The organism is Vibrio sp. 10N.261.55.F4 (assembly GCF_041470465.1).
GTDB classification, from domain to species: domain Bacteria; phylum Pseudomonadota; class Gammaproteobacteria; order Enterobacterales; family Vibrionaceae; genus Vibrio; species Vibrio crassostreae_C.
In genome coordinates this window covers 76719-102066 of record NZ_JBFRMM010000043.1, presented here as the reverse complement: position 1 = coordinate 102066, position 25348 = coordinate 76719, and the positions used below count along the sequence as shown (strand labels likewise).

Here is a 25348-nt window from a genome sequence, read left to right as displayed (position 1 = left end):
TACCAGCTAACCCAACCTCTTGTGGGTTAGCTATTCCAAATCACTCTTATATGAGCTTTGGAAAAGATAAAGCTTCTGACTCGCGAACTTTTAACTAACCTATAGTTAGTAACAAAAAGCTGAATCACAAGCTAAACCTAATAAAACAGAATCACAAAACTGAACCGCTATCCTGACTCTCAACAAATCACCAGAGTTGGAGGGGTTTGTTCAAACTAAATTTAGCCATTGCGAGAAGATTATTATGAAACAAGTCAATGTAGATGTAGCAGTTATCGGGGGCGGTACGGCAGGTCTAGGTTCTTACCGCGCTGCAAAAGCACACACTGACAGTGTTGTGATGATTGAAGGCGGCCCTTACGGTACAACCTGTGCTCGTGTTGGTTGTATGCCATCGAAACTGCTTATTGCAGCTGCAGAAAGCGTACACCAAATAGAGAAAGCTCCGGCTTTTGGCGTTCACCCACAAGGTGATATCGTGATTAACGGCCGTGAAGTGATGGATCGAGTGAAGTTTGAGCGTGACCGTTTTGTTGGTTTTGTTTTAGAAGGTGTTGATGAAATCCCAGAGCAAGACAAGATCTCTGGTTACGCAAAGTTCTTAGATGACAACACGCTACAAATTGATGATCACACGGTTGTCACCGCTAAACGTATTGTTATAGCAACCGGTTCTCGCCCTGCATATCCTGCAGTTTGGAATGAGCTTGGTGACCGTCTGATCATTAACGACGACGTGTTCAGCTGGGATGATTTACCGGAATCCGTCGCAGTATTTGGACCTGGTGTTATTGGGCTTGAGCTTGGCCAGTCACTGCACCGCTTGGGTGTAAAAACAAAACTGTTCGGTTTAGGTGGTCAAGTAGGCCCAGTAACCGACCCAGAGATCATGGCTTACGCAGACAAAGCTTTCAATGAAGAGTTCTACCTAGATGCTGACGTAAAAATCGAAAGCATGAAGCGTATTATGACTGAATCAGGCGAAGTTCGCGTCGAAATCCAGTTCATCAATAAGCAAGGTGAACTAGAAACCAACATCGTTGAGTTCGTACTGGCAGCAACAGGTCGTCGTCCTAATACAGACAAGCTTGGACTAGAAAATACCTCTCTAGAACTTGATGAGCGTGGTGTTCCAATCGCAGACCACTACACGCTACAAACATCGCTACCATCAGTATTTATCGCTGGTGATGCGAGTAACCAACTGCCTCTACTGCATGAAGCAGCAGACCAAGCTCGTATTGCGGGTGACAATGCAGGTCGCTTCCCAGAGATTCGTGCAGGCCTACGCCGCTCTAAAATCTCGGCAGTATTCTCTGACCCGCAAATCGCGATGGTTGGTGAAACCTACAAAGAGATCACCACACGCTTAGGCACATGTGGCTGTTTCGCAACGGGTGAAGTGTCTTTCGAAAACCAAGGTCGTTCACGAGTGATGCTTCGCAACAAAGGTATTCTGCACGTATACGGCGAGCAAGGTACAGGCCGCTTCCTTGGTGCTGAGATGATGGGACCAAACGCAGAACACTTGGCTCACTTGTTAGCATGGGCACACCAGAACAAGATGACGGTTTCTGAGATGCTAGACATGCCGTTCTACCACCCAGTAATCGAAGAGGGTGTACGAACTGCCCTACGTGACCTGAATGCGAAACTGCACCTAGGCCCAGAGATGGTGAAACACTGCCTAGATTGTGGCCCGGGCTGTTAATCTCAGACTAGCGCCAGTCAATTAGCAGTTAACAAACGTTAGATACTAAAAAGGAAAGCCATTGGCTTTCCTTTTTGTTTTTGGCAACGAGTAAACTATAGATTCCCGATTACGCTCCTTCGTCGCTCTCGGGAATGACAGCAATTTTCATACACGTCTAGGCGAAGCTAACCAGAATAACGGTGCTTTTCAAAACGCGTCTAAACTGAAGAAAATCAAAGTGACGCATCAGCTAAACCAAAACTAAACTCGTCATTCCAGAACCGAGGGACGAGGTATCTGGAATCTCTTGAAGCCATTGCGTCACTAAAAGCTTTAAGCAATTACTTCTCAGCAGCAATCACAGAGATCTCAACAAGTAGCGCTTCGCGAGCCATGTCGCCAGTCACACATGCGCGAGCTGGAGCGTGACCTTCTGGTACCCATGCATCCCACACTGCATTCATTTCTTGGAAGTCTTTCATGTCTTTCAAGTAAATCGTTGCTGACAGCATGTGCTCTTTGTCGCTGCCTGCTTGCTCAAGTAGCGCTTCTACTTTATCTAACATGGTTTGAGTTTGTTCAGTGATGTCTTTAGTTGCATCAGCACAAACTTGGCCACATAGGTAGATAGTACCGTTGTGTTTAACAATACGGCTCATACGTTGCTTGGTTTCTTGGCGCTCAATCATCGACTTTCTCTCTCTGTGTCACCGTGATCCAATATCTTGTGACGTGTTATTATCAGGGAAACAAGCATAACGCGAATCAAACCCAAGATGACATGCATTCATTGCAATAAAAGTGAAAAAATCCGTAACAAACTCGGTCGCTGCCAGCGTTGCATGAATCAGCTGATGGTGTTGTCGATTTTGAGTTGGGGAGTATGGTGGCTGTTTTTCAGAGAAGACCCAAAAACCATCAATGCCATCGCGTTGATGATGGCCGCTTTCGCGTTCAGTGGCTTGCTGTCGTTGCATTGGGTCATGAAGTTTGTGGTGCTACCGTTAAAGGGCAAAAAACGTTAGCTGGAAGTCTTTATTGGATAAAGAGTAGTGATTAGAGACAGGGCTAAACAATCCGATAATTCATCATAATTTTCGAGCTATTGTCATTTCCCGAACAGCAGATAGAAAAAAGCCCCAGAACCAATCGATTCTAGGGCTTTCTTAGAAAATTCTAAGAAAAAGCAGTGGTACTTTAATAGACCGGGCTTTTCTTAGTTTGTTCCCAAAAAAGATCAGATTTTTGATCTTTTTTTTAGGAGCTATAAAATCAATGCCTTATGCAACATTAACCTTAGCAATTATCTGCTCTACCAAGTTCACTTCCAATGCCACTTCATCACACGCATGTTGACGAGGACACTGGTCACAATCTTTCAGTACCTTCTCAGGCAGCAGAGATTTCGATGTTGGTAAGAAATCATGCTTCATAAAGAACTCTGGAGTACGAGTCAGCACAAACACCTTCTTGATGGCCATTTGTCGCGCTTTCTCAACCAAGTGCTGCACAATTGCGGTACCCTGCCCTTGACCTTGCCAGCCAGCTTCGACACCCAGTGAACGGATTTCCGCTAGGCCAGAGTCATACACATAGAGTGATGCACAACCTGTCACCTCACCATGATGCTCTGCGACCGCAAACGAGCCAATATCACGCACCAGTTCATTACGAGAACGAGGTAGGTTTTCACCCATGTTCGCCCAGTAAGCGACCATACCTTCCAACGCTTCAATATCGGTCAGACGAGCAGGACGAACCTTGACGATGGACGTATCACGCTGTGATAAACGTTTCTCAGCTTGGTCAACCGCGTAAGCCACTTGCTGTGGAGATACACCGCCTAGCGCGCTACGTTTTTCAAGACACGATTCAATGGTCAGGATGTCATACACATCTTCCTCAATCACCTCAGAGAACTCTTTCATCTCTGCGATGGTTAATTCTTCTAATGCACAGCCTTTAGCAATCGCCGCCACTACCGTCACACCAACAATATGGTGAGCTTCACGGAAAGGAATCCCTTTCGCTACTAGGTAATCAGCCAATTCAGTTGAGTTCGCGTAGCCTTGTTTCGCGGCTTCAAGTGTACGTTCGCCGTTCACTTTAATGCCGTCAAAACAGAGTGCTGCCATTTCCATACAATCATTCCAAGTATCTAAAGCGTCGAACAGACCTTCTTTATCTTCTTGCATGTCTTTGTTGTACGCCAAAGGCAGAGCTTTTACTGTCATCATCATTGCCGCTAATGAACCGTAAACACGGCCAGTTTTGCCACGGATAAGCTCTAGCGCATCTGGGTTTTTCTTTTGTGGCATCAGAGATGAACCTGACGTCACGGTATCCGCTAACTCGATGAAGTTTGATTCACCTGAGTTGTAGAAAATCATATCTTCTGCAAGACGCGAAAGGTGAAGCATAGAGATAGAAGCAATCGACATTAGCTCCATCACATGGTCGCGGTCAGAAACTGAATCTAGAGAGTTGCGCGTTGCACGACGGAAACCTAAGTTGTGAGCTAACTCTTCACGGTCCATCGGGTAAGCTGTTCCAGCAAGGGCACCAGAACCCAGCGGACATGTGTCTAGACGCTTAATCGCATCATTCAAACGTGAATAATCACGCTCAAGCATTTCAACGTAAGCCAAGCACCAGTGAGCAAAAGTTACCGGCTGAGCACGTTGTAAGTGAGTGTAGCCAGGAAGCACGGTTTCTTGATGCTGAGAAGCAACGTTCACCATTTGGCTTTGTAGGCGATCCAATGCCAGTAGCAGTTGGTTACCTTGCTGACGACACCATAGTTTCAGGTCTGTCGCCACTTGGTCGTTACGAGAACGGCCAGTGTGAAGTTTTTTGCCCAAGTCACCGACTTTGCCGATAAGTTGCTGCTCAACCCAGCTGTGAATATCTTCTGCATCAGAACGTAGAATCTGTTCAGGATCTTCCATCACCTCAAGTTTTAGCTCATTCAGCGCTAACTCAAGCTTCTGTTGCTCTTCTTCTGTTAATACGTTGACCGACAGTAGAGCTTTAGACCAGGCAATTGAGCCCACAATGTCTTGCTCAGCCAATCGGTAATCAAAACGAAGAGAATCGTTAAAATCTTTGAACCGGGTGTCTGCTGCTTGGGTAAATCTACCGCCCCATAATGCCATTGTGTATCTCCTAATTGCACAGTGCTCACTGTTTTTGCAAATGATAATTCTGATTAAGATTCAGTATTTTTCTGATGGTTTAAACTTACGGCAATTCAAAATGAAAATAAAGTATTAATTCATTATTTTCACATATTTATTCACCAACAGTTCAATCCATTGATTATTTTTAGCGTGGAGCGCGAATTATATGCCATCCGATAGGAAAAACCGAAGCTGATTTATTAGGCAAATAGAAAGTAAAAAGCCCACTCACTAATCAATAGTGAATGGGCTTTGCATAATAATGTCTGTTTACTAACCTTCAATCTTTCATCAAAGGCTAGCTCACTAACTCATTGTTAGGATTACTTTTGGCTATTCAAAGCACGGATACGGCTTGATAGCGAGTAAAGGCGGATGAAGCCTTCAGCATGGCTTTGGTCGTAAACTTCATCTTCACCAAAGGTTGCAAACTCTTCTGAGTACAGGCTGTTGTCAGAACGCTTCTGAGTCACCGTTGCATGGCCTTTGTAAAGCTTGATAACCACTTCACCATTCACGTCTTGTGCTAGCTCTTCTGTCGCGGCAAGGATTGACTTACATAGTGGAGTGAACCAACGACCATCGTATACAAGGTGAGAAGCCTTAACACCGAGCTCTTCACGGAATTCGAATGCCGCTTTATCAAGAACCAGTTGCTCTACTGCACGCAGTGCTTCCATCATGATTGTGCCACCCGGAGTTTCGTAACAACCACGAGACTTCATGCCAACAAGACGGTTCTCTACGATATCGATACGACCAACACCGTGCTTAGCACCTTTCTCGTTTAGGTAAACCAGTGCGTTGTATGGCGTCATTGTTTCGCCATCAACCGCAACCACTTCGCCTTTTTCAACTTTAAGCGTCACTGTTTCAGATTCGTTTGGCGCTTGCTCAGGGTCTACAGTCCAAGCCCAGCAATCTTCGTTAGGTGCATTCCATGTGTTTTCTAGAACGCCGCCTTCTGTTGAGATGTGCCATGCGTTTGCATCACGCGAGTAAATCTTAGTAAGAGAAGCCGTACAAGGGATGTTACGCTCAGCCAGGTAATCTAGACACTCTTCACGACTCACTAGATCCCATTCACGCCATGGTGCAATTACGTGTAGATCAGGTGCTAGTGCAGCAAATGCGCCTTCAAAACGAACTTGGTCATTACCTTTACCAGTACAGCCGTGACACAGTGCGTCTGCACCTACTTTACGTGCGACTTCAACCTGTGCTTTCGCGATGATTGGACGCGCCATCGACGTACCTAGTAGGTATTTACCTTCGTAGTAAGCGCCCGTTTTCAGCGTTGGGTAGATGTAGTCAGCAACCATCTCTTCTTTAAGGTCTGCGATGTAACACTCAGATGCACCAGAAGCTTTTGCTTTCTCTTCGATACCAATCAACTCTTCGTCGCCTTGACCAACATCCGCAACAAACGCAACCACTTCACAGTCATAGTTCTCTTTCAACCATGGAATGATTACTGATGTGTCTAGACCGCCAGAGTAGGCTACTACAACTTTCTTTACGTTAACTTTGCTCATTTTCTTTCTCCTAGTTTCCATACTGCACATGGCGGTCAGCGTTGGAAATGACTTCATAATTATATGTTTATTTAATTTGTCTAAATTCTTTAAGTAGTGACTCGTTGTGAGACCTACTGAGGTAAAAACTGTGTTCCTATGCTTTTACCTGAAAACAGTTGTGTTAGCTTTTCTGGGTATCGCCAAGTGGCAACTTCGATTGGTCGTCCAAGGTCGTTAGCGGCTTCTAGTGCAGCTTGAACCTTAACGATCATGCCGTCGGTAATCACTTTGCCGGCAATAAGGTCATCGGCTTGCTGTTGATTAAGACTTGGAATGAGGTGGCCTTTGCCATCCAACACACCACTTACATCAGAAAGCAGTACCAGTTCAGCATCAAGTGCGCCCGCAACGGCAACCGCAGCTTGGTCGGCATTGACGTTCATCAGTTGACCTTGCTCAGTAAGACCAATTGAGCTAATGATTGGCAGTGCGCCCGCATTAAGAATCGCTTGCAGAACGGTTGAGTCGCCCGGCTCCGCTTTTCCTACCGCGCCCAGTTCAGGGTTCAGTTCGCTCACTTTGCATAAACCACCGTCTGCTAGGCTTAAACCAACGGCATTGATACCGTCTTTAATTGCCTGACCTTGAAGTAGTTTGTTGGCCGTGCCCGCTAGTGCACCAGCGATCACAGGGATCTGATCATAAGGAGTAACACGTAGCCCTTCTTTCTTAACGGTTTCTAGATTCAACTTATTCATCAAATCATCAACAAGGTAACCGCCACCGTGAACAATCACGATTGGTCGTTGTGCCTGTTGTTGGTAAGCAGAGATAGCACCAAATAACTTGCTAAGTGTTTCACCACAAGATAGCGCTGCGCCACCTAACTTTATGATTAATGGTTGATTATTAAGGCTCATATCTAGATTTCCTTACACTAACGCAGTTAATGGCGCAAAACCATAACGTAAATTTAAACACTGCATCGCTTGGCTAGATGCACCCTTTAATAAGTTATCAATCGCTGAAACAACGATGATGTGTTGACCTTGAACCTTCCAACCCAAGTCGCAGAAAGGTGTCTGTTCTACATCTTGAATTCTTGGCAGTGTCTCTTCGAGTAATCTCACCGCAGGTTTACCTTGGTAAGCTTGCTCGAAGGCATCTTGTATCTGTTGTTCTGTCACGCCTTCAGCCAATTTCATGGTAATGGTTGCCAAAATGCCACGCTTAAAGTTGCCGAGGTGCGGGGTAAAAATCACATCACATCCTAAATGTGCAGCCATTTCAGGTTGATGACGGTGATTGAATACACCATAAGCTTGCAAGCTCACTTCGCAGAAGCTGTTGACCATCGTCGCCTTGCGGCCTGCACCAGTCACACCGCTGGTTGCGTTAATCACTGGCCATTGGTTTTCATCCAGTAACTTGGCTTCAACCAAAGGCTTAATCGCCAGTTGTGATGCGGTTGGGTAACAACCCGCGACAGCGACAAGCTGAGCTTCTTTAATTTCTTGTTCGTTCCACTCAGCTAAACCGTAAGCCGCTTTGTCTAGCCATTGTTCGTGTTGATGTTCAAAACCGTAAAACTCTTGATAGAAGTTTTCGCCTTTAACTCTGAATGCACCCGATAGGTCGAAGACTTGGCAATCGTTCTCTAGAAAAATTGGCGCTAGGTCGTGACTAACCTCGTGTGCCGTTGCTAAGAAAATCACATCAGATTGTTTAGCTACTTCTTCCGGATTTGTTAAAGGTTGTACTGGCATATCAATCAAGCCAGCTAACTTACCGTGCAGTGCCGCAATAGGTTTACCTGCGTCTACACTATTGGCTGAGACATATAAACCTGATAGCGTGAGCTCAGGGTGTCTGTTTATCATTAGAGCCAGTTCTGCTCCTGTGTAGCCGCTTGCGCCAATGATCGTGGTTTTCAACATCTCAACACATCCATTTTTGAGGTAAGTTACATTTCAAATTTGACTATTCATACTTAATTTTTAGCTTTATTTGATTTCTTATGCATTAAATATGATTTAATATGTGTTTTACCGACTTATGGTTTTCCTGTCAATAGTAGAAGTGAAGTTATTATGCAATTACCGAGTTTTCTTGAGGTCTACAAAGGCCTAATTTCCACAGACTCTATTAGCTCGACCGATCCAAGCTGGGATCATGGCAACGAGAAAGTGATCGAAAAAATGGCTCAATGGTTTAAAGACGTAGGCTTTAGCGTTGAAGTCGTGGAAGTCGAACCCGGCAAGCATAATATGGTCGCTAAGATGGGATCGGGCGAAGGTGGCTTGCTACTCGCAGGACACAGCGACACAGTGCCATTTGATGAAGGACGTTGGAACTTTGACCCTCACGCACTAACAGAACACAACAATCGCTTCTATGGATTAGGCACAGCCGATATGAAAGGCTTTTTCGCTTTCGTTTATGAAGCGGCAAAGAAGATGGATTGGAGCAAACAGACCAAGCCGCTATATGTATTGGCAACCTGTGACGAAGAGACCACCATGCTGGGTGCGCGTCATTTCACTGAAAATGCACCGTTTAAACCGGATTACTGCATTATTGGTGAGCCAACCAGCCTTGTGCCGATTCGTGGCCATAAAGGCCATGTTGCTAACGCTGTGCGAGTAACGGGTAAATCAGGTCACTCTTCTGATCCTGCATTAGGTGTCAACGCCATCGAGATCATGCATGAAGTGTTGTTCGCTTTAATGCAACTGCGTGACAAGCTAGTCAAAGAGTATCACCACCCGGGTTTCGCAATTCCAAGCCCCACTCTAAACCTTGGCCATATCCACGGTGGCGACAGTGCCAACCGTATCTGTGGTTGCTGTGAGCTGCACTATGATGTGCGTCCTTTGCCAGGTATCAGCCTAGATGGCTTGGATAACATGCTGCGCAGCGCACTTAAAGAAGTGGAAGCAAAATGGCCGGGCAGAATCGAGATTACGCCACTGCACGAACCTATCCCAGGTTATGAGTGCCAACACGACCATCCATTTATTGGTGGCATGGAATCAGTTTGCGAAACTGAATCACAAACCGTGAACTACTGTACAGAAGCACCTTTCCTTCAAGAACTTTGCCCAACCTTAGTGCTGGGGCCGGGCTCTATCGACCAAGCTCACCAACCAGATGAGTTCCTAAGCTTCGATTTTATCGATCCAACGATTGATGTTCTGAGTAAATCTATTCGTAAATATTGTTTCTAGCTATTGCTACCCTTGCGATACTTTTTTATAAAAGCTGCCCTAAAAGGTGGCTTTTATTCTGTTATCCCAGCCAAAGCCTGATCTTGTAATTAAATTTCACTTTATTCCGAAGTCTTGGAAAATTTACTTCTCCCGCATTTCGAAAACTAATAATTGCAAACTTAGAATGCTTTATTTGACTAGATACAGCACTTTTCGCTAGATTGTGTACTTAACAAGGAACAATGGATGTAATTTTTTTACGAGGCAGGATGACAATGAACGAGAAATACGCCGCTCTCAAGAGTAACGTAAGCATGCTGGGACGCTTGCTAGGTAACACAATCCAAGATGCACATGGTGACGTTATCTTAAAGAAAGTGGAGACTATCCGTAAACTTTCCAAATCCGCCCGCGCAGGCAACAAAGCTGACCGTGACAGCCTAGTTGAAGAAATCAAAAACCTGCCGAACGAACAACTCACTCCTGTTGCTCGTGCATTTAACCAATTTCTCAACCTCACCAACATGGCAGAGCAGTACCACACCATCTCTCGCCACTGTGAGGAGCATGTTTGTGAACCAGACGTGCTGCAATCTCTATTTTCCAAATTAAACCAGAATGACATCAGCAAGCTAGACGCGGCTCAAGCCGTTCGCGACCTGAACATTGAACTCGTTCTGACTGCACACCCAACAGAAATCACTCGTCGCACCATGATCAACAAGCTAGTTAAGATCAACGAGTGTCTGTCTAAATTAGAATTAAGCGACCTATCACACAAAGAGCGCGTGAAAACCGAACGCCGCCTAGAGCAACTGATCGCTCAAGGTTGGCACTCAGATGTGATTCGTCAACAACGCCCAACGCCACTTGATGAAGCTAAGTGGGGCTTTGCGGTTGTAGAAAACTCTCTATGGGAAGCCGTTCCTGACTTCCTACGTGAAATGGATGGCCGACTAAAAGGTTATCTTGGTGAAGGCCTGCCGATCGATGCACGCCCAGTACACTTCTCATCTTGGATGGGCGGTGACCGCGATGGCAACCCATTCGTAACGCACACCATCACTAAGGAAGTTCTGCGCCTATCTCGTTGGAAAGCTGCCGATCTTTACTTAGGCGACGTAAACGAGCTGATTACCGAACTGTCGATGACTAAGTGTAATGATGCCGTTCGTGAGCTAGCAGGTGATGAACACGAAGCTTACCGTGCAATCCTGAAGAACCTACGCACTCTACTGAACAACACGCTAGAAGTGCTGGATGCAAAATTGCATGACACAGAGGTTCCGAAGAAAGAAACACTACAGAACATCGAGCAACTTTGGACACCGCTTTACGCATGTTACCAATCGCTGCACGAATGTGGCATGGGCGTAATCGCAGACGGTTCTCTGCTTGATACTCTGCGCCGCCTAAAAGCGTTCGGTGTACACCTAGTTCGTCTCGATGTTCGTCAAGAAAGTACTCGTCACTCAGATGTACTGTCTGAACTGACTCGCTACCTAGGCATTGGCGACTACGACCAATGGAACGAGCAAGACAAGATTGCTTTCTTAACCAATGAATTAAGCTCTAAGCGTCCGCTTCTTCCTCGCGATTGGGAGCCATCTGAACAGGTTAAAGAGGTTTTAGACACCTGCAAGGTTATTGCTGCTCAACCTCGTGAAGCCTTCGGTGCTTACGTAATTTCTATGGCTCGTACTGCATCAGATGTACTGGCTGTTCACTTACTACTGCAAGAATGTGGCTGCCCATACCGCATGGACGTATGTCCGCTGTTCGAAACGCTAGACGACTTGAACAACTCAGAAGCAGTAATGAAACAGCTAATGAGCATCGACTTGTACCGTGGCTTTATCCAGAACCACCAAATGGTGATGATCGGATACTCTGACTCAGCGAAAGATGCGGGCGTAATGTCTGCAGGTTGGGCTCAATATGATGCAATGGACAAACTGGTTAAGGTTTGTGATGAAGAAGGCATTGAACTGACTCTATTCCACGGTCGTGGCGGTACGGTTGGTCGTGGTGGTGCTCCGGCGCACGCTGCTCTTCTTTCTCAGCCACCTAAGAGCTTGAAAGGCGGTTTACGTGTAACAGAGCAAGGCGAAATGATCCGCTTTAAACTTGGCTTACCAGACGTTGCTGTAAACAGCTTCAACCTTTACGCAAGCGCGATTCTAGAGGCGAACCTTCTGCCGCCACCTGAGCCAAAACAAGAGTGGCGCGACCTAATGGAAGTGCTATCTCAAGTATCTTGTGAGGCTTACCGCAACGTGGTTCGTGGCGAAGAGAAATTCGTACCTTACTTCCGTCAAGCGACACCTGAACTGGAGCTAGGTAAACTGCCTCTTGGCTCTCGCCCTGCGAAACGTAACCCGAACGGCGGCGTAGAAAGCCTACGTGCGATTCCATGGATCTTCTCTTGGAGCCAAAACCGTTTGGTACTGCCTGCATGGTTAGGCGCTGGTGAAGCGATTCAGTACTCTGTAGATCAAGGCCATCAAGCCCTGCTCGAAGAGATGTGTCGCGAGTGGCCGTTCTTCTCTACCCGTCTCGGTATGTTGGAAATGGTGTACTCGAAGTGCAACATGGAAATCGCTAAGTACTACGACCAACGCCTTGTTGACGAAGAGCTATTACCATTAGGTGAGTTACTGCGTGAACAGCTGCAAAAAGACATCAAAGCCGTGCTAAATGTTGAGAACAACGAGAACCTAATGCAGAGCGACCCTTGGGGACTTGAGTCAATCCGCCTACGTAACATCTACGTTGAGCCACTAAACATGCTTCAAGCTGAACTGCTTTACCGTACTCGTAAGTGTGAAACACCACCAGCAGAGCTTGAAGAAGCGCTAATGGTGACGATTGCAGGCATTGCAGCAGGCATGCGAAACACTGGTTAATTAGTGATTCCTTCCATTCAACAGACAAAAGGTCGCCTAGTGCGACCTTTTTATTTCACAAAATAAGCAATACTGAGTTTTTTGTCAGTTTTTTGGGTTATTTTGTCCATGTATTCTACTTTATGCTTATTATTTAGATATACTACTGCTCCGCTGCGGAAACACTCCAAAAAATAATCTGCAGCATCTTGACCAATAAACTGGTCAACCTAGGTGATAAACGGCTTTGTAAGGTGACATAACCAACCGATGAGTTGGTGCTACTTAGACATAACCAATATAACGTGCCATTAGAAGCACACTTGTTGTTTAAGTATTTGTTTACTGTTTACCATTTGGATTTCAGACATGTCATTACCACACGTAATTCTAACCGTTTTAAGTACACGCGATGCTACTGGTTACGATATCACAAAAGAATTCTCCGCAAGCATTGGTTACTTCTGGAAAGCTAGCCATCAACAAGTTTACCGCGAGCTAAATAAAATGGCTCAGAACGACCAGGTAACTTGCGTGCTTGAGCCTCAAGAAGGCAAACCTGATCGTAAAGTTTACTCTATCACTGATGCTGGCCGTGGCGCGCTAGGTGAATGGTTTGAACAACCAACTGCACACCCAACCGTTCGTGACGAGTTCTCAGCTAAGCTAATGGCTTGTGCCGTACAACCTTCTGACGCTTACCGTGTACAACTTGCTGAGCTAGTAGAAGAGTCTCGCAAACTGGTTTCTCACTACCGTGAAATCGAAGCAGCTTACTACGCAACGCCATCGACACTAGACAAGCAAGCACGCCTTGAGCGTCTAACACTTCGTCGTAACCTACTTATCCGTGAAGCATGGATTGTATGGGCTGAAGAAGTACTGCTTGAACTTGGCGCTCTAGCTTAAGTTAAGCTAGAAAAGCAAAAGGCTTGAACTCTATGAGTCCAAGCCTTTTTTGTATCTATAGGATTTGAAATGTTACTACCAGAGGCTTTTTACAAGTGCTTAGGCTTTACTTCTTAGACTTTTCTTACAGCGCAGCGACTTGCGGACGAACACCTAGCGTATGGCAAAGTGCATAAGTCATTTCTGCACGGTTTAGCGTGTAGAAGTGGAAATCTTTCACACCTTCACGGCTCAGTGTACGAACCATATCAATTGCTTGGCTAGCACCAACAAGCTGACGAGTCGTTGGATCATCATCCAAACCTTCAAACTGCTTCGCCATCCAGCCCGGTACTTTTACGTTGTTCATCGCAGCAAAGCGAGATGCTTGCTTGAAGTTAGAAACCGGCAGAATGCCCGGTACAATCTCAACATCAACGCCAGCCGCTACACAGCGGTCACGAAAGCGTAGGTAGCTCTCTACATCAAAGAAGAACTGAGTGATGGCACGGTTGGCACCCGCATCCACTTTACGCTTTAGGTTAATAAGATCAGATTGAGCGCTTTTTGCTTCAGGGTGAACCTCAGGGAATGCCGCTACTGAGATATCAAAATCGTGGCGAGATTTAAGTAGCTCGACTAGGTCAGATGCGTACATCTCTGGCGCGCCGCCGCCTGCTGGAATATCACCACGTAGCGCAACAATACTCTCGATACCATTTGCCCAGTAATCGTCGGCAATTTGAATCAGCTCTTCACGGCTTGCATCAATACACGTTAGGTGCGGTGCAGCCACTAGGCCGGTTTGGTTTTTAATTTCTTTAATGATTGAGTGGGTACGGTCACGTTCACCCGAGTTTGCACCGTAAGTTACCGATACAAATTTTGGTTGAAGTGTTTTAAGGCGGTGAACAGAGTTCCACAGGGTCTCTTCCATCTTCTCACTGCTCGGTGGAAAAAACTCAAATGACACATTGATGTTGTCAGAAAGCTCAGCGATATTCTGATTTAAAGCGTCGATATGACTAGCGTGTGTGTATCCCATCTTACTCTCCCTGTGGCAAAAGCAACCACTAAAAACTCAAATCCTTAAACGACGTTTAGACGTCTATATGTCTGTAGAATGTATTGAATACGATTTAATGTCAACAGATCCATTATGAATTTTTCTCAAGTAGATCGTGAGTAAAACTCAAGTCGTTAGATGGGTCGCAAAGCAGAAATAATGTAGAAAAAAGGCTGAAAAACACATCGTGCTTTCAGCCTTATTTATCTTAGTGAATAGTATGCCATTTAGACACTAAACCAACCGATCTGAAAATCAGAACAGGCTAGACATTCTGTTTAAATCAGATTGAATTGCACCTGCCGTTACTTCACGACCAGCACCTGGGCCACGAATAACCAATGGATTATCTTTGTACCATTTGCTCTCAATCGCAAAGATGTTGTCGCAAGGCAACAAGTTCGCCAGAGCATGTTCTTTAGACAGTGCTTCAACGCCTACGGTTGCCTTACCGTTCTTCTCCAAACGCGCTACGTAACGCAGAACTTTCTGTTGAGAGTGCGCTTTCTCTAAGCGCTCCGCCAACTCTTCGCTTAGCACAGAAGCCTTATCAAAGAAGTCATCTACCGACAGGTCTTGCAACTCTTCAGGTACCAGTGATTCCACTTTTACGTTTTCAGGTTCGATATCCAAACCCGATTCACGCGCTAGAATCACCAGCTTACGCATCACGTCTGAGCCATCAAGGTCAGCGCGCGGGTCCGGTTCAGTCAGCCCTTGCTGCCACGCTAAGTCGACCAACTCACTGAATGGCACCGTGCCATCAAACTGCTGGAACAACCAAGACAGCGTGCCTGAGAAGATGCCTGACAACGCAATAATGTCATCGCCACTTTCACGCAGGTCACGTACCGTGTGGTTAATCGGCAAACCTGCACCCACTGTCGCGTTGTACAACCAATGACGGCTGATCTTAGCGAAAGCATCTTGTACTTGATGGTAATACTCGCTTGATGCAGAACCAGCCACCTTGTTAGCCGAGATCAGGTGGATACCTTGTTGTGCGATTTGCAGGTACTTTGCTGCAAGCACAGGGCTTGCGGTGACATCGAGTACCACAGCTTCATCGTAACCCTGAATAGAACCCAAACGCTCTAACCAGTCGTTACCATTGTTGGCAATCGCTTCATCGTCAAAGCGCTTGCTCACAGAGGTCGCATCAATGCCTTGATCGTCGAACCAATAGGTTTGACTATCAACCACGGCAACCAATTCAAAGTTCATTCCACGGCGCTTTTCAAGTTCCGCTTTTTGTTCAGCAAACAGACTTAACCAACTTGAACCAATGTTGCCCTTACCACACAAGGCAATCGCAACACGCTTCTGCGCTTGGAACAGTTGAGAGTGAATGCCTTTCACTAGGTTTGATGTTTCACTCTTACGAATCACAGCCACCAAGCTTAAGCCAGAGTTCGCTTCTGAGATGAACTCAACCGGTGAGCTCTTAAGCTGCTGGTAGAAGCCGTAGCAATGGTTCGGGTTCTTAGTCACACCCGCCCCCACTGCAGCAATCAAAGAGAAACCTTCTTTTAGCTTAATCTCAGCTTCAATCGCATGGTCTTGGAGATATTCTAATGCACCACCAGCGATCTCTTCCGTATAGGCAAGACGCAAACAGTGTTGATCCGGTTCAAGCTCATAGGCAAGCGGCTCCAGTTGAGCACGCTTAAGCCCTTCAAGTACTTCACTCTCTAGACGGTCGAAATCATGGCCGTGACCAAAGGTCAGCTGTACGATAAGCACTTCATCCAGAGAGGTTATGATTTTGGCGCCACGACCCGATGCCAGTACACGCTCTATCTGTGTAGAGCCCGCCTCCGGCTGGTAGCTACAGCGTAAGCTGAGATCCATAGCACTTTGAGCCACAGGCTGTAGCGTTCGGCTATGAAGTACTGGAGCGGCAAGACGAGCCAATTCACTGGCTTCATCAAGGCGAAGTAGAGGCAATAGACACGCATCCGAAACCAGACGAGGGTCAGCGCTGTAAACACCCGCCACATCACTCCAAATCGTCACGCGTTCAACTTCAGCCAAAGCACCGATCACGGTTGCTGAGTAATCCGAACCGTTACGGCCGAGTAGAACCGTTTCACCCTCGCAGTTCTGAGCCATAAAGCCCGTAATCACCACGCGGCAATGGGCATGCTGCGCCAGAGCTTCTTTAATCAGAGGGTAAGAACGTGCGCGGTCGACTTCGGGCTGAGCGCCTACTTCTGCACGTAAAAAAGCACGCGCATCTTGAGCAACCGCTTGTAAGTCATGCTGGCACAACAAAGCAGCGAGTAGACGTGAAGACCAAACCTCACCGTGTCCAAGCACTTTTGCTTTTTGTGCTTCGCTCAAGGGAGCCGTTAGCTCACCCAAAGCGGTAAATTCTTGTTGAATGGTTGCAGTAAGTTGTGCGGCTGATTCACCCTCAAGCAGTGCTTCAATCAGATCGAGTTGGAACTGACGAAGTGCTTGTAGGCATTCATGGGCAATACGACCATCTTTGTCGAGCGCTTCAACAAATTCAATCAAACGGTTGGTTGTTTTGCCTGCTGCCGATACCACCACCAAATCAGATGCTGATGAGTATTCTCTAAGAATGTTGACCACGCGTTGGTAACATTCAGGATTCGCTAAACTGCTGCCACCAAATTTATGTAGCTGGCGAAAGGTTGCCATTATTAACCCTCCCCTTCAGCGATAAAGCGCTGTGTTCTTTCAAACGCTTGCTTGAGGTCATCGATTAGGTCTTCTGCATCTTCAAGGCCAACAGATAGACGCAGTAGTTGCTGAGAAACACCCGCTTCTGCTAAGGCTTCTTCACCCATCGCGCGGTGAGTCATCGACGCAGGGTGACAAATCAGGCTTTCAACACCGCCCAATGATTCTGCCAAAGAAAACAGCTCTAACTTATCAACAAAGTATTTAAGCGCCTCGAATGAGCCCGCAAACTCAAAACTGAGCATGGAACCAAAGCCCGATTGCTGTTTCTTCGCGATATCATGACCCGGATGTTCAGGAAGGCTTGGGTGGTAAATAGTGCCAACAAGATCTTGTTGCTGCAGAGACGCTAGAATTTCACGTGAGCTTTCTTCGTGAACTCGCATACGCGCACCTAGCGTACGAATACCACGTAAAGTCATGTAGCTATCAAATGGTGTGCCGGTCGCACCAATACAGTTGCCCCACCATGCTAACTCTTCAGCGTGTTCTTCTGTCTTAGTGACCACAACGCCACCAATAACATCTGAGTGTCCATTGATGTACTTAGTGGTTGAGTGGATAACAAAATCAGCACCCAGCTCTAAAGGCTTTTGGAACACAGGTGTCAAAAACGTGTTGTCGACAGCAACCAGAGCACCAACCTCTTTCGCTTTACGGCAAGTTTCTGCAATATCAACCACGCGAACCAGTGGATTCGATGGGGTTTCAATTAAGATCAACTTTGGCTTAAGCGCGAGCGCCGCATCCAGCGCTGCTTGATCCGATTGATCAACGAACAGAACTTTGAAGTCACCTTTTAGCGAGCGAGTGTTAAACAGACGGTAAGTACCGCCGTAGCAATCGTGCGGTGCAATAATAAGATCATCGCCGCCTAAGAAAGCCGAAACCCATAAGTTAAGCGCCGAAGTACCACAGTTAGTCACAACCGCGCCTTTGCCTGATTCAAGCTCAAACAGTGCCGTCTCTAATAAACCGCGGTTTGGGTTACCAGAACGGGTGTAATCGTACTTTGGCACTTCACCAAAAGCGGGAAACCCATAGTTAGTCGAAAGATAAATGGGTGGGACAACGGCATGGTGTTGCGTGTCTGACTCGATACCAGTACGTACTGCGATTGTTGCTGGCTTCCGGCTGCTCATAGGTGCTTCCTTACAAGTTTTGCGTCTGAGAATCACAGCGGCTTGTCGGCATTTTGCGGCTGTGTTAGATATATGTTATTCACTTTACTTTCATAAACGTGAGACGTCAACACTTCTAGACGTCTATATGTCTTTGCTTATGGCAGTAAATCCCGCTAAAATCACCACTATTAATTTATTCTAACAACTAAAGTGATGAAGGTACGCAATGGCCGACTGGAATGGTGAATACATAAGCCCATATGCTGAGCATGGAAAGAAAAGCGAACAAGTAAAGAAAATTACAGTTTCTATCCCTCTAAAAGTGTTAAAGGTTCTTACTGACGAGCGCACTCGCCGCCAGATCAATAACCTACGCCATGCAACAAACAGTGAGCTACTGTGCGAAGCCTTTCTACATGCGTACACAGGCCAACCACTGCCAACGGATGAAGACCTTCGTAAAGATCGTCCAGACGACATCCCGACTGAAGTCAAAAAACTGATGACAGAGATGGGCATCGAGTTCGAAGCGTTTGACGAAGAATAAAAACAACTCAGTCACTGCCTTCATTATTGATTCGCTCTAGCTGAACCTTATTTATCACATCGCGCATAGCTTTTTATGATTGCGCTGTGAATGATAGACATAAAAAAACCGACTCCAGATGAGTCGGTTTTTTATTATTCTTTTTGGCTCAATAGAGCAACAGCTATTAAGCCATATAGTTAGCAGGCATCTCGATACGAGCTACGCCAGATTCAACAGCCGCTTCCGCAACTGCTCGTGCTACGCGAGGAAGTAGACGTGGGTCCATTGGCTTAGGAATGATGTAACCCTTACCGAACTCCAGTGCAGTCTCGCCCGCAGCTGCTAGTACTTCAGCTGGAACTTCTTCTTTCGCCAGTTCACGAATCGCTTTAACCGCCGCTAGCTTCATTTCGTCATTAATTTCGCTCGCACGCACGTCTAGTGCACCACGGAAAATGAATGGGAAACAAAGTACGTTGTTTACTTGGTTAGGGTAATCACTGCGGCCTGTACCCATGATTAGGTCAGAACGAACTTCGTGTGCAAGCTCAGGCTTGATCTCTGGATCTGGGTTTGAACATGCAAACACAACAGGCTTATCAGCCATCAGCGTTAGTGCTTCAGCAGGCAGTAGATTCGGCCCCGATACACCCAAGAACAGGTCAGCGCCTTCGATAACATCTTCAAGCGTACGCTTATCAGTGTTATTTGCGAACAGCTCTTTGTATTCGTTTAGGTCATCACGACGAGTATGGATCACACCTTTACGGTCAAGCATGTAGATTTTTTCACGCTGAGCGCCACACTTAATCAGTAGTTCCATACAAGCAACCGCCGCTGCGCCAGCACCTAAACAAACGATCTTACACTCTTCAAGTTTCTTACCTTGAAGCTCGATCGCATTCAGCATACCCGCTGCCGTTACAATCGCTGTACCATGTTGGTCATCGTGGAATACCGGAACATCACAACGTTCAATCAGGCGACGTTCAATCTCAAAACAGTCTGGTGCTTTGATGTCTTCCAGGTTAATACCGCCGAATGTATCTGCGATATTCGCAACTGTATCAACGAACTCATCGATTGTGCGGTGTTTTACTTCAATATCGATAGAATCTAAACCAGCAAAACGCTTAAACAGGAGCGCTTTGCCTTCCATAACAGGTTTAGAAGCAATAGGGCCAAGGTTACCTAGGCCAAGAATCGCTGTACCGTTAGAGATAACTGCAACCATGTTGCCTTTACCTGTGTACTTATAAACGTTATCAACGTTCTGTGCGATCTCGCGAACAGGCTCAGCCACGCCTGGGCTGTATGCAAGTGCTAGGTCTTCTGCAGAGTTTGCAGGCTTCGTCAGTTCTACGGCAATTTTGCCTGGAATTGGGAACTCATGGTAATCAAGAGCTTGCTGACGGAATTGTTCTTGAGGTGATAATTCTTGAGAGGATTGAGCTTGGCTGCTGTCTTCAGACATAGGTGTAGGTTCCTAGGATATTATTATTTGGGGGATCTTGTTCATGTTAATGGATGTACTTCAAAGTTCCTAGGTAGTTGAAGCCTCTGTCTCATTAAAAAACGAGATTTCACTACTAATAAGACCAGTGAGCAGTTGAAATTACTATCGCTTGTTGAAGTTTCGTGCTGAATTTTGGTGAAGAGAGATACGCAAGGAGTTGCCCTGAAATAGAATAGAGAGGCAACTTATCGTTGGGTGAGAGTGATGCTTGAATAGAAGTCAGTGCTTTCTCAAATTACAGGCAACAAAAAAGGACACCGAAGTGTCCTTTTTCATGTCTAAATAGCGAGAATTACTTCTTGCTAGAAAGAGCACCGAAACGCTTGTTGAAGCGATCAACACGGCCGCCAGTATCTACGATACGTTGCTTACCAGTGTAGAACGGGTGACATTTGTCACATACGTCTAGGTGGATTGATTCTTTTGCTAGCGTTGAGTTGAACTCAAATGTGTTGCCGCAAGAACAAGTTGCAGTAACTGCTTTGTATTCTGGGTGGATTCCAGCTTTCATGGGATAACCTCAAGTAGGCCGTGTCGCTATACGATTCTAAGCCGCACACCACACGTAGTTTAAAAAAAGAAATAAAGACACCGCATCGACACAAAAGAGTGATGAAGCCATACCTTTAAGGCGCAGTATAGTAATGAATCTATAAAGCAGGATCAACCGATTTGATACATTTTTCACCAATTCTCTCTTTATTTCCTTTATCGGCCTGAGATTTCGGGCTGTCGTTGTCGGTATACGCTAACTCGCCGCCTTCATCCAAACTGCTTCTCGAATTTAACCGCCTTATCCTTTAGACTGTTCGCTCTCGTCAACTCAGATAAAGCCGTCCCTTTATGCGTCCAATGATTGCCCGCGTGGCACTGCCTGTTCCACTCGACAAGCAGTTCGATTACAAGATTCCAAACCACCTATTTCCGATTATTGGTGGACGAGTCTCTGTGCCTTTTGGACGACAAACCTTAACTGGGATTGTCACGGCTCTGGTTAACGAATCAGAATTCGAGCTAGATAAGCTCAAGCCCATTAAAGCCTTATTAGACAACCAACCCGTTTGGCCGGAATCTGTCTATTCACTGTTAATGTGGTGCAGTCAGTTTTATCAGTACCCTCTTGGCGAAACCTTTGCTAACGCCCTTCCGAGCGCTCTAAGAAAAGGCAAAGCCGCCGACTTCGCGACGCTGGTTGAGTGGCAGTTAACGCCATCAGGCAAAGACCAACTGATGCAAGGTTTTGGTCGCGCGGTCAAGCAAGCCAAAGTGATGCACATGCTTGAACACGGCCCGGTTCCTCATCAAGAATTCATTGATGAAGAAGTTGGCAGCGCCGTACTCAAAACGCTAGAAGAGAAAGGCTGGATTGAATCGGTAGAGAAAAAGCCAACGCGTCAGCCGTGGCCAGTTGATCTTGAAAACGACCAAGACAAGCCTAAGCTCAATGCCGAACAAGCCATCGCGATTGCGACCGTAAATAGCCAAACCGACTTTGGTTGCTTCCTGTTAGAGGGCGTTACTGGCTCAGGTAAGACCGAGGTTTACCTTAATATGATTAAGCCGATTCTCGACCAAGGTAAACAAGCGTTAGTGCTCGTGCCCGAGATTGGCCTCACCCCTCAAACGATTAACCGCTTTAAGCGACGCTTTAATGTACCTGTTGAGGTTATCCACTCAGGTTTAAACGATTCTGAGCGACTGAATGCTTGGTTATCGGCGCGCGATAAAATAGCGGGCATCGTGATTGGTACCCGTTCGGCTCTGTTCACGCCGTTTGCTGACCTAGGTATTATCATTGTCGATGAAGAACACGACGCGTCTTATAAACAGCAAGATAGCCTGCGCTACCACGCTCGTGATGTGGCGATCATGCGTGCGCACAAAGCGCAGATCCCGGTTGTGTTAGGCTCTGCAACTCCAGCATTTGAAACACTGCACAACGCTCAAATAGGTAAATACAGTTATCTCACCCTGACTTCACGTGCGGGTGTCGCACTGCCGACCACCAATAAGGTGTTGGATGTTAAAGGTGAATATCTAGAAAGTGGCCTGTCTGCGTCGTTAATTGCAGAGATGCAAAGACACCTCAAAGCAGGCAACCAAGTGATGCTGTTCCTCAATCGCCGAGGGTTTTCTCCGGCATTGATGTGTCACGATTGTGGTTGGACAGCCGAGTGTAAACGTTGTGATGCTTACTACACCTATCACCAATACAGTAATGAGATGCGCTGCCACCACTGTGGTTCTCAGCAGCATATCGTGCACAACTGCCAAGGTTGTGGGTCTGTGAACTTGGTGACAGTGGGTGTCGGTACCGAGCAGTTAGAAGCTCAACTTGGTCAACTATTCCCGGAATACAAAACCATTCGTATTGACCGCGACAGCACCCGTCGTAAAGGCAGCTTAGAAAGCGCGCTCGAGTCGATTCGTAAGGGTGAATTCCAAATTCTTATCGGCACGCAGATGCTTGCTAAGGGTCACCATTTCCCTGACGTGACACTTGTGGCGTTATTGGATGTGGATGGCTCTTTATATAGTAGTGACTTCCGTGCCTCTGAACGTCTTGCCCAGCTATTCATCCAAGTAGCGGGACGCGCAGGACGAGCAAGCAAACCCGGTGAAGTGATCTTACAGACTCACCACCCAGAACATGGGTTGTTGCAAGCCTTGCTTCACAAAGACTATAACCACTTTGCTCAGACGGCGCTGGCAGAACGTAAGCAGGCAATGTTACCGCCTTATACCTTTATGACTCTGTTTAGAGCAGAAGCCAATGACACTCGCTTGGTGGAAGAGTTCTTGCGTCAGGTTCGTCACACATTGGAATCGCACCCGCTGTTTGATCAATATTGTATGGTGCTAGGACCAACCCCAGCCCCATTAGCAAAACGAGCAGGCAAATCGCGCTGGCAGTTAATCTTACAGACTCAAACTCGCTCGTTAATGCAGAAGCTATTAATGAGCGCTAAGCCGGCAATTAATATGTTACCCGCCGCGAAAAAAGTTCGTTGGTCACTCGACATAGAGCCGCAAGATCTGAGCTAAACCCCTTCGGGTTAAAACTAATGATAAGTTTGTTCACAAATATTTCATATTTCTCGTGAGCAAGTTCACACGAGTCATGTGATTTTTGTTAATCTAGCCGTAACTTTACACGGATTAAACGAATAAAATATTGCAATAAAAAAAGTGTTAGCAACACTTTCATAATATCTATTCGATTACATTTATTATTCACGCCTTAGATACTTAGGCGACAAAGGAACTTAAAAGAGGGTTTAATTTATGGCGACAATGAAGGATGTTGCCCAGCTAGCAGGCGTCTCAACAGCCACGGTATCACGTGCATTGATGAACCCTGAGAAAGTCTCAGTTTCGACTCGTAAACGAGTGGAAACAGCAGTACTTGAAGCTGGATACTCACCCAATACATTAGCTAGAAACTTACGTCGCAACGAATCAAAAACCATCATCACTATCGTTCCTGATATCTGTGACCCTTATTTCGCCGAGATCATTCGTGGTATCGAAGATGCCGCAGTAGAAAATGACTACCTTGTCTTACTGGGTGATAGCGGCCAACAAAAGAAGCGTGAGTCTTCGTTTGTTAACTTAGTTTTCACCAAACAAGCTGACGGTATGCTATTGCTTGGCACTGACCATCCATTTGATGTCAGTAAATCTGAACAAAAGAATTTACCACCAATGGTAATGGCGTGTGAGTTTGCCCCTGAGCTTGAACTGCCTACGGTACACATCGATAACCTGACCTCTGCCTTTGAAGCGGTGAACTACCTAGCTCAGTTAGGTCATAAGCGTATTGCTCAAATTTCAGGACCAGTATCGGCAACACTGTGTAAGTTCCGCCAACAAGGCTACCAGCAAGCGCTGCGTCGCGCCGGAGTCTCAATGAATCCAGCCTATAGCACGGTCGGTGACTTCACCTTTGAAGCGGGCGCTCAAGCGGTTCGTCAATTACTGGCACTTCCTGAACAACCTACAGCTATCTTCTGTCACAACGATGCGATGGCGATTGGTGCGATTCAAGAAACGAAGAAGCTGGGCTTGCGCGTTCCTCAAGACCTATCGATTGTCGGCTTCGATGACATCCAATTCGCTCAATACTGCGATCCACCGCTAACCACCATTTCTCAGCCTCGTTATGAGATTGGACGCCAAGCGATGTTGATGATGCTTGATCTATTAAAAGGCAACGATGTGCAAGCAGGTTCGCGTCTGCTTGAAGCTAAATTAGTGGTTCGAGGCAGTACAGCGCCACCTCGAATATAACCCTTAGAAATACCCTTATAAATCTGCGGCACATTTTGATGTGCCGCTTCCATTTCTGCACTATTATCCTCGCGCAATCTGGATTACCATGAGGGCAGAATCAGCAACTATTGAATTGTCTTGTGGCTAATAGAGATTATGTAAAGCGCGGTCGTGGCACGAAAAAACCGACCAAAAAACAAGCCCCTCGCCGTAAACCTTGGCGCAGTGGTCTTTTGGCGATCCTCCTTGCCGGTGGTTTTGGTTACGGACTTTACCTATTGAGTAATGATCCTGAGCCGCCTGCACCAACGCCTGTGGCAACCAAACCAAAACCTAAGCCAAAACCAGCGAAAGTGATTCCGCCGCCTCCTGAAGAGAAGTGGGACTACGTTGAAACGCTGCCAAGCCGCGAGATTGAAGTAAAAGCCAAAGAGCAACAGATCTCTAAGATCCCTTACATCATGCAGTGTGGCGCTTACAAAACCTCGTCGCAGGCAGAAGCACGTAAGTTGGATATTGCCTTCCAAGGTATCTCAAGTGAGATCCGCAAGAAAGATGGCAGTAGCTGGTACCGTGTGGTTTTAGGGCCATACAAGTTGAAGCGTGACGCAGAACGCGATCGCCATAAGCTGCAACGAGCGAAAATTGAACCTTGCGCTATTTGGAAAGACGGGTCTTAATCAACTCAATATATAATAGGGGGAAGAGGATTCCCCCTATTGCTGTTTGAAAGCGTTCAATAGTTCATCGCACAAGCAATA

Annotated in this window: 19 protein-coding genes; 9 read left to right on the top strand and 10 right to left on the bottom strand. The window is 46.4% G+C overall.

From position 1 onward, the window contains the following. The first annotated feature begins 244 nt into the window (after window positions 1-244). On the top strand, window positions 245-1711 hold the full coding sequence (locus AB4249_RS19995; RefSeq protein WP_372104530.1) for a dihydrolipoyl dehydrogenase: 1467 nt from the start codon (window positions 245-247) through the stop codon (window positions 1709-1711). A 323-nt stretch (window positions 1712-2034) separates the two neighbouring features. Here AB4249_RS19995 and AB4249_RS19990 read toward each other — a convergent pair whose 3' ends face one another. After that, window positions 2035-2382: a RidA family protein gene (locus AB4249_RS19990; protein WP_004729674.1), complete on the bottom strand. Its 348-nt coding sequence runs from the start codon at window positions 2380-2382 to the stop codon at window positions 2035-2037. An 87-nt stretch (window positions 2383-2469) separates the two neighbouring features. On the opposite strand from AB4249_RS19990, the gene AB4249_RS19985 reads away from it, so the two are divergent. Then, entirely contained in the window at window positions 2470-2718 is a 249-nt protein-coding gene (locus tag AB4249_RS19985) for a DUF3624 domain-containing protein (RefSeq protein ID WP_029235423.1), read from the top strand. A 255-nt stretch (window positions 2719-2973) separates the two neighbouring features. On the opposite strand, the gene argH is transcribed toward AB4249_RS19985, so the two are convergent. The 4 genes from argH to argC form a co-directional block, all read right to left on the bottom strand. Then, window positions 2974-4848, bottom strand: a complete 1875-nt coding sequence (argH, locus tag AB4249_RS19980) for an argininosuccinate lyase (RefSeq protein WP_017061136.1) — start codon at window positions 4846-4848, stop codon at window positions 2974-2976. A gap of 347 nt (window positions 4849-5195) precedes the next feature. After that, the gene (locus AB4249_RS19975; RefSeq protein ID WP_017061137.1) at window positions 5196-6407 is read right to left on the bottom strand and encodes an argininosuccinate synthase; all 1212 of its coding nucleotides are present in this window, start codon (window positions 6405-6407) and stop codon (window positions 5196-5198) included. Between the two features lie 113 nt (window positions 6408-6520). After that, entirely contained in the window at window positions 6521-7309 is a 789-nt protein-coding gene (gene argB, locus AB4249_RS19970) for an acetylglutamate kinase (protein ID WP_017063686.1), read from the bottom strand. A gap of 12 nt (window positions 7310-7321) precedes the next feature. Continuing rightward, window positions 7322-8326 (bottom strand): N-acetyl-gamma-glutamyl-phosphate reductase, encoded by a 1005-nt coding sequence (gene argC / locus AB4249_RS19965; protein WP_017063685.1) that lies wholly within the window; start codon window positions 8324-8326, stop codon window positions 7322-7324. 153 nt (window positions 8327-8479) lie between these two features. Here argC and argE point away from each other — a divergent pair, with 153 nt between their 5' ends. The 3 genes from argE to AB4249_RS19950 all read left to right on the top strand — a co-directional run bounded on the left by argE (window position 8480) and on the right by AB4249_RS19950 (window position 13392). Next, a complete protein-coding gene (gene argE / locus AB4249_RS19960; RefSeq protein ID WP_009848891.1) occupies window positions 8480-9616 on the top strand; it encodes an acetylornithine deacetylase in 1137 nt (378 codons plus the stop codon). Window positions 9617-9867: 251 nt separating this feature from the next. Next, window positions 9868-12504, top strand: coding sequence for a phosphoenolpyruvate carboxylase (gene ppc / locus AB4249_RS19955; RefSeq protein WP_372104527.1), 2637 nt, complete (start codon window positions 9868-9870; stop codon window positions 12502-12504). A gap of 348 nt (window positions 12505-12852) precedes the next feature. Beyond that, window positions 12853-13392 (top strand): PadR family transcriptional regulator, encoded by a 540-nt coding sequence (locus tag AB4249_RS19950; RefSeq protein ID WP_017061141.1) that lies wholly within the window; start codon window positions 12853-12855, stop codon window positions 13390-13392. A gap of 124 nt (window positions 13393-13516) precedes the next feature. Here AB4249_RS19950 and metF read toward each other — a convergent pair whose 3' ends face one another. The 3 genes from metF to AB4249_RS19935 all read right to left on the bottom strand — a co-directional run bounded on the left by metF (window position 13517) and on the right by AB4249_RS19935 (window position 18288). After that, entirely contained in the window at window positions 13517-14416 is a 900-nt protein-coding gene (gene metF / locus AB4249_RS19945; protein WP_004729683.1) for a methylenetetrahydrofolate reductase, read from the bottom strand. A 276-nt stretch (window positions 14417-14692) separates the two neighbouring features. Continuing rightward, window positions 14693-17104: a bifunctional aspartate kinase/homoserine dehydrogenase II gene (locus AB4249_RS19940; RefSeq protein WP_017065991.1), complete on the bottom strand. Its 2412-nt coding sequence runs from the start codon at window positions 17102-17104 to the stop codon at window positions 14693-14695. Window positions 17105-17106: 2 nt separating this feature from the next. Next, complete coding sequence (locus AB4249_RS19935; RefSeq protein ID WP_017063681.1) at window positions 17107-18288, bottom strand: O-succinylhomoserine (thiol)-lyase; 1182 nt, start codon at window positions 18286-18288, stop codon at window positions 17107-17109. 208 nt (window positions 18289-18496) lie between these two features. On the opposite strand from AB4249_RS19935, the gene metJ reads away from it, so the two are divergent. Then, window positions 18497-18817 (top strand): met regulon transcriptional regulator MetJ, encoded by a 321-nt coding sequence (metJ, locus tag AB4249_RS19930; protein WP_004729686.1) that lies wholly within the window; start codon window positions 18497-18499, stop codon window positions 18815-18817. A 166-nt stretch (window positions 18818-18983) separates the two neighbouring features. On the opposite strand, the gene AB4249_RS19925 is transcribed toward metJ, so the two are convergent. Both AB4249_RS19925 and rpmE read right to left on the bottom strand, forming a co-directional pair. Further along, window positions 18984-20273 (bottom strand): malic enzyme-like NAD(P)-binding protein, encoded by a 1290-nt coding sequence (locus AB4249_RS19925; protein WP_017061144.1) that lies wholly within the window; start codon window positions 20271-20273, stop codon window positions 18984-18986. A gap of 334 nt (window positions 20274-20607) precedes the next feature. Beyond that, window positions 20608-20826, bottom strand: a complete 219-nt coding sequence (gene rpmE / locus AB4249_RS19920; RefSeq protein WP_004737142.1) for a 50S ribosomal protein L31 — start codon at window positions 20824-20826, stop codon at window positions 20608-20610. A gap of 332 nt (window positions 20827-21158) precedes the next feature. On the opposite strand from rpmE, the gene priA reads away from it, so the two are divergent. From priA to AB4249_RS19905, 3 genes are all read left to right on the top strand, one after another. Then, a complete protein-coding gene (gene priA / locus AB4249_RS19915) occupies window positions 21159-23360 on the top strand; it encodes a primosomal protein N' (protein ID WP_229647417.1) in 2202 nt (733 codons plus the stop codon). Window positions 23361-23600: 240 nt separating this feature from the next. Continuing rightward, window positions 23601-24605, top strand: a complete 1005-nt coding sequence (gene cytR, locus AB4249_RS19910) for a DNA-binding transcriptional regulator CytR (RefSeq protein ID WP_102393044.1) — start codon at window positions 23601-23603, stop codon at window positions 24603-24605. 122 nt (window positions 24606-24727) lie between these two features. Further along, a complete protein-coding gene (locus AB4249_RS19905) occupies window positions 24728-25267 on the top strand; it encodes an SPOR domain-containing protein (RefSeq protein ID WP_017061148.1) in 540 nt (179 codons plus the stop codon). The last annotated feature ends 81 nt before the right edge of the window (window positions 25268-25348 follow it).

Bases quoted from the DNA above. Each gene is read 5' to 3' on its own strand.
- argC (WP_017063685.1), bottom strand. From the start codon at position 8,326: ATGTTGAAAACCACGATCATTGGCGCAAGCGGCTACACAGGAGCAGAA.
- AB4249_RS19950 (WP_017061141.1), top strand. From the start codon at position 12,853: ATGTCATTACCACACGTAATTCTAACCGTTTTAAGTACACGCGATGCT.
- AB4249_RS19925 (WP_017061144.1), bottom strand. From the start codon at position 20,273: ATGTCTGAAGACAGCAGCCAAGCTCAATCCTCTCAAGAATTATCACCT.
- ppc (WP_372104527.1), top strand. From the start codon at position 9,868: ATGACAATGAACGAGAAATACGCCGCTCTCAAGAGTAACGTAAGCATG.
- metF (WP_004729683.1), bottom strand. From the start codon at position 14,416: ATGGGATACACACACGCTAGTCATATCGACGCTTTAAATCAGAATATC.
- cytR (WP_102393044.1), top strand. From the start codon at position 23,601: ATGGCGACAATGAAGGATGTTGCCCAGCTAGCAGGCGTCTCAACAGCC.
- argH (WP_017061136.1), bottom strand. From the start codon at position 4,848: ATGGCATTATGGGGCGGTAGATTTACCCAAGCAGCAGACACCCGGTTC.
- AB4249_RS19940 (WP_017065991.1), bottom strand. From the start codon at position 17,104: ATGGCAACCTTTCGCCAGCTACATAAATTTGGTGGCAGCAGTTTAGCG.
- rpmE (WP_004737142.1), bottom strand. From the start codon at position 20,826: ATGAAAGCTGGAATCCACCCAGAATACAAAGCAGTTACTGCAACTTGT.
- metJ (WP_004729686.1), top strand. From the start codon at position 18,497: ATGGCCGACTGGAATGGTGAATACATAAGCCCATATGCTGAGCATGGA.
- argB (WP_017063686.1), bottom strand. From the start codon at position 7,309: ATGAGCCTTAATAATCAACCATTAATCATAAAGTTAGGTGGCGCAGCG.
- priA (WP_229647417.1), top strand. From the start codon at position 21,159: ATGCGTCCAATGATTGCCCGCGTGGCACTGCCTGTTCCACTCGACAAG.
- AB4249_RS19985 (WP_029235423.1), top strand. From the start codon at position 2,470: ATGACATGCATTCATTGCAATAAAAGTGAAAAAATCCGTAACAAACTC.
- argE (WP_009848891.1), top strand. From the start codon at position 8,480: ATGCAATTACCGAGTTTTCTTGAGGTCTACAAAGGCCTAATTTCCACA.
- AB4249_RS19995 (WP_372104530.1), top strand. From the start codon at position 245: ATGAAACAAGTCAATGTAGATGTAGCAGTTATCGGGGGCGGTACGGCA.
- AB4249_RS19990 (WP_004729674.1), bottom strand. From the start codon at position 2,382: ATGATTGAGCGCCAAGAAACCAAGCAACGTATGAGCCGTATTGTTAAA.
- AB4249_RS19935 (WP_017063681.1), bottom strand. From the start codon at position 18,288: ATGAGCAGCCGGAAGCCAGCAACAATCGCAGTACGTACTGGTATCGAG.
- AB4249_RS19975 (WP_017061137.1), bottom strand. From the start codon at position 6,407: ATGAGCAAAGTTAACGTAAAGAAAGTTGTAGTAGCCTACTCTGGCGGT.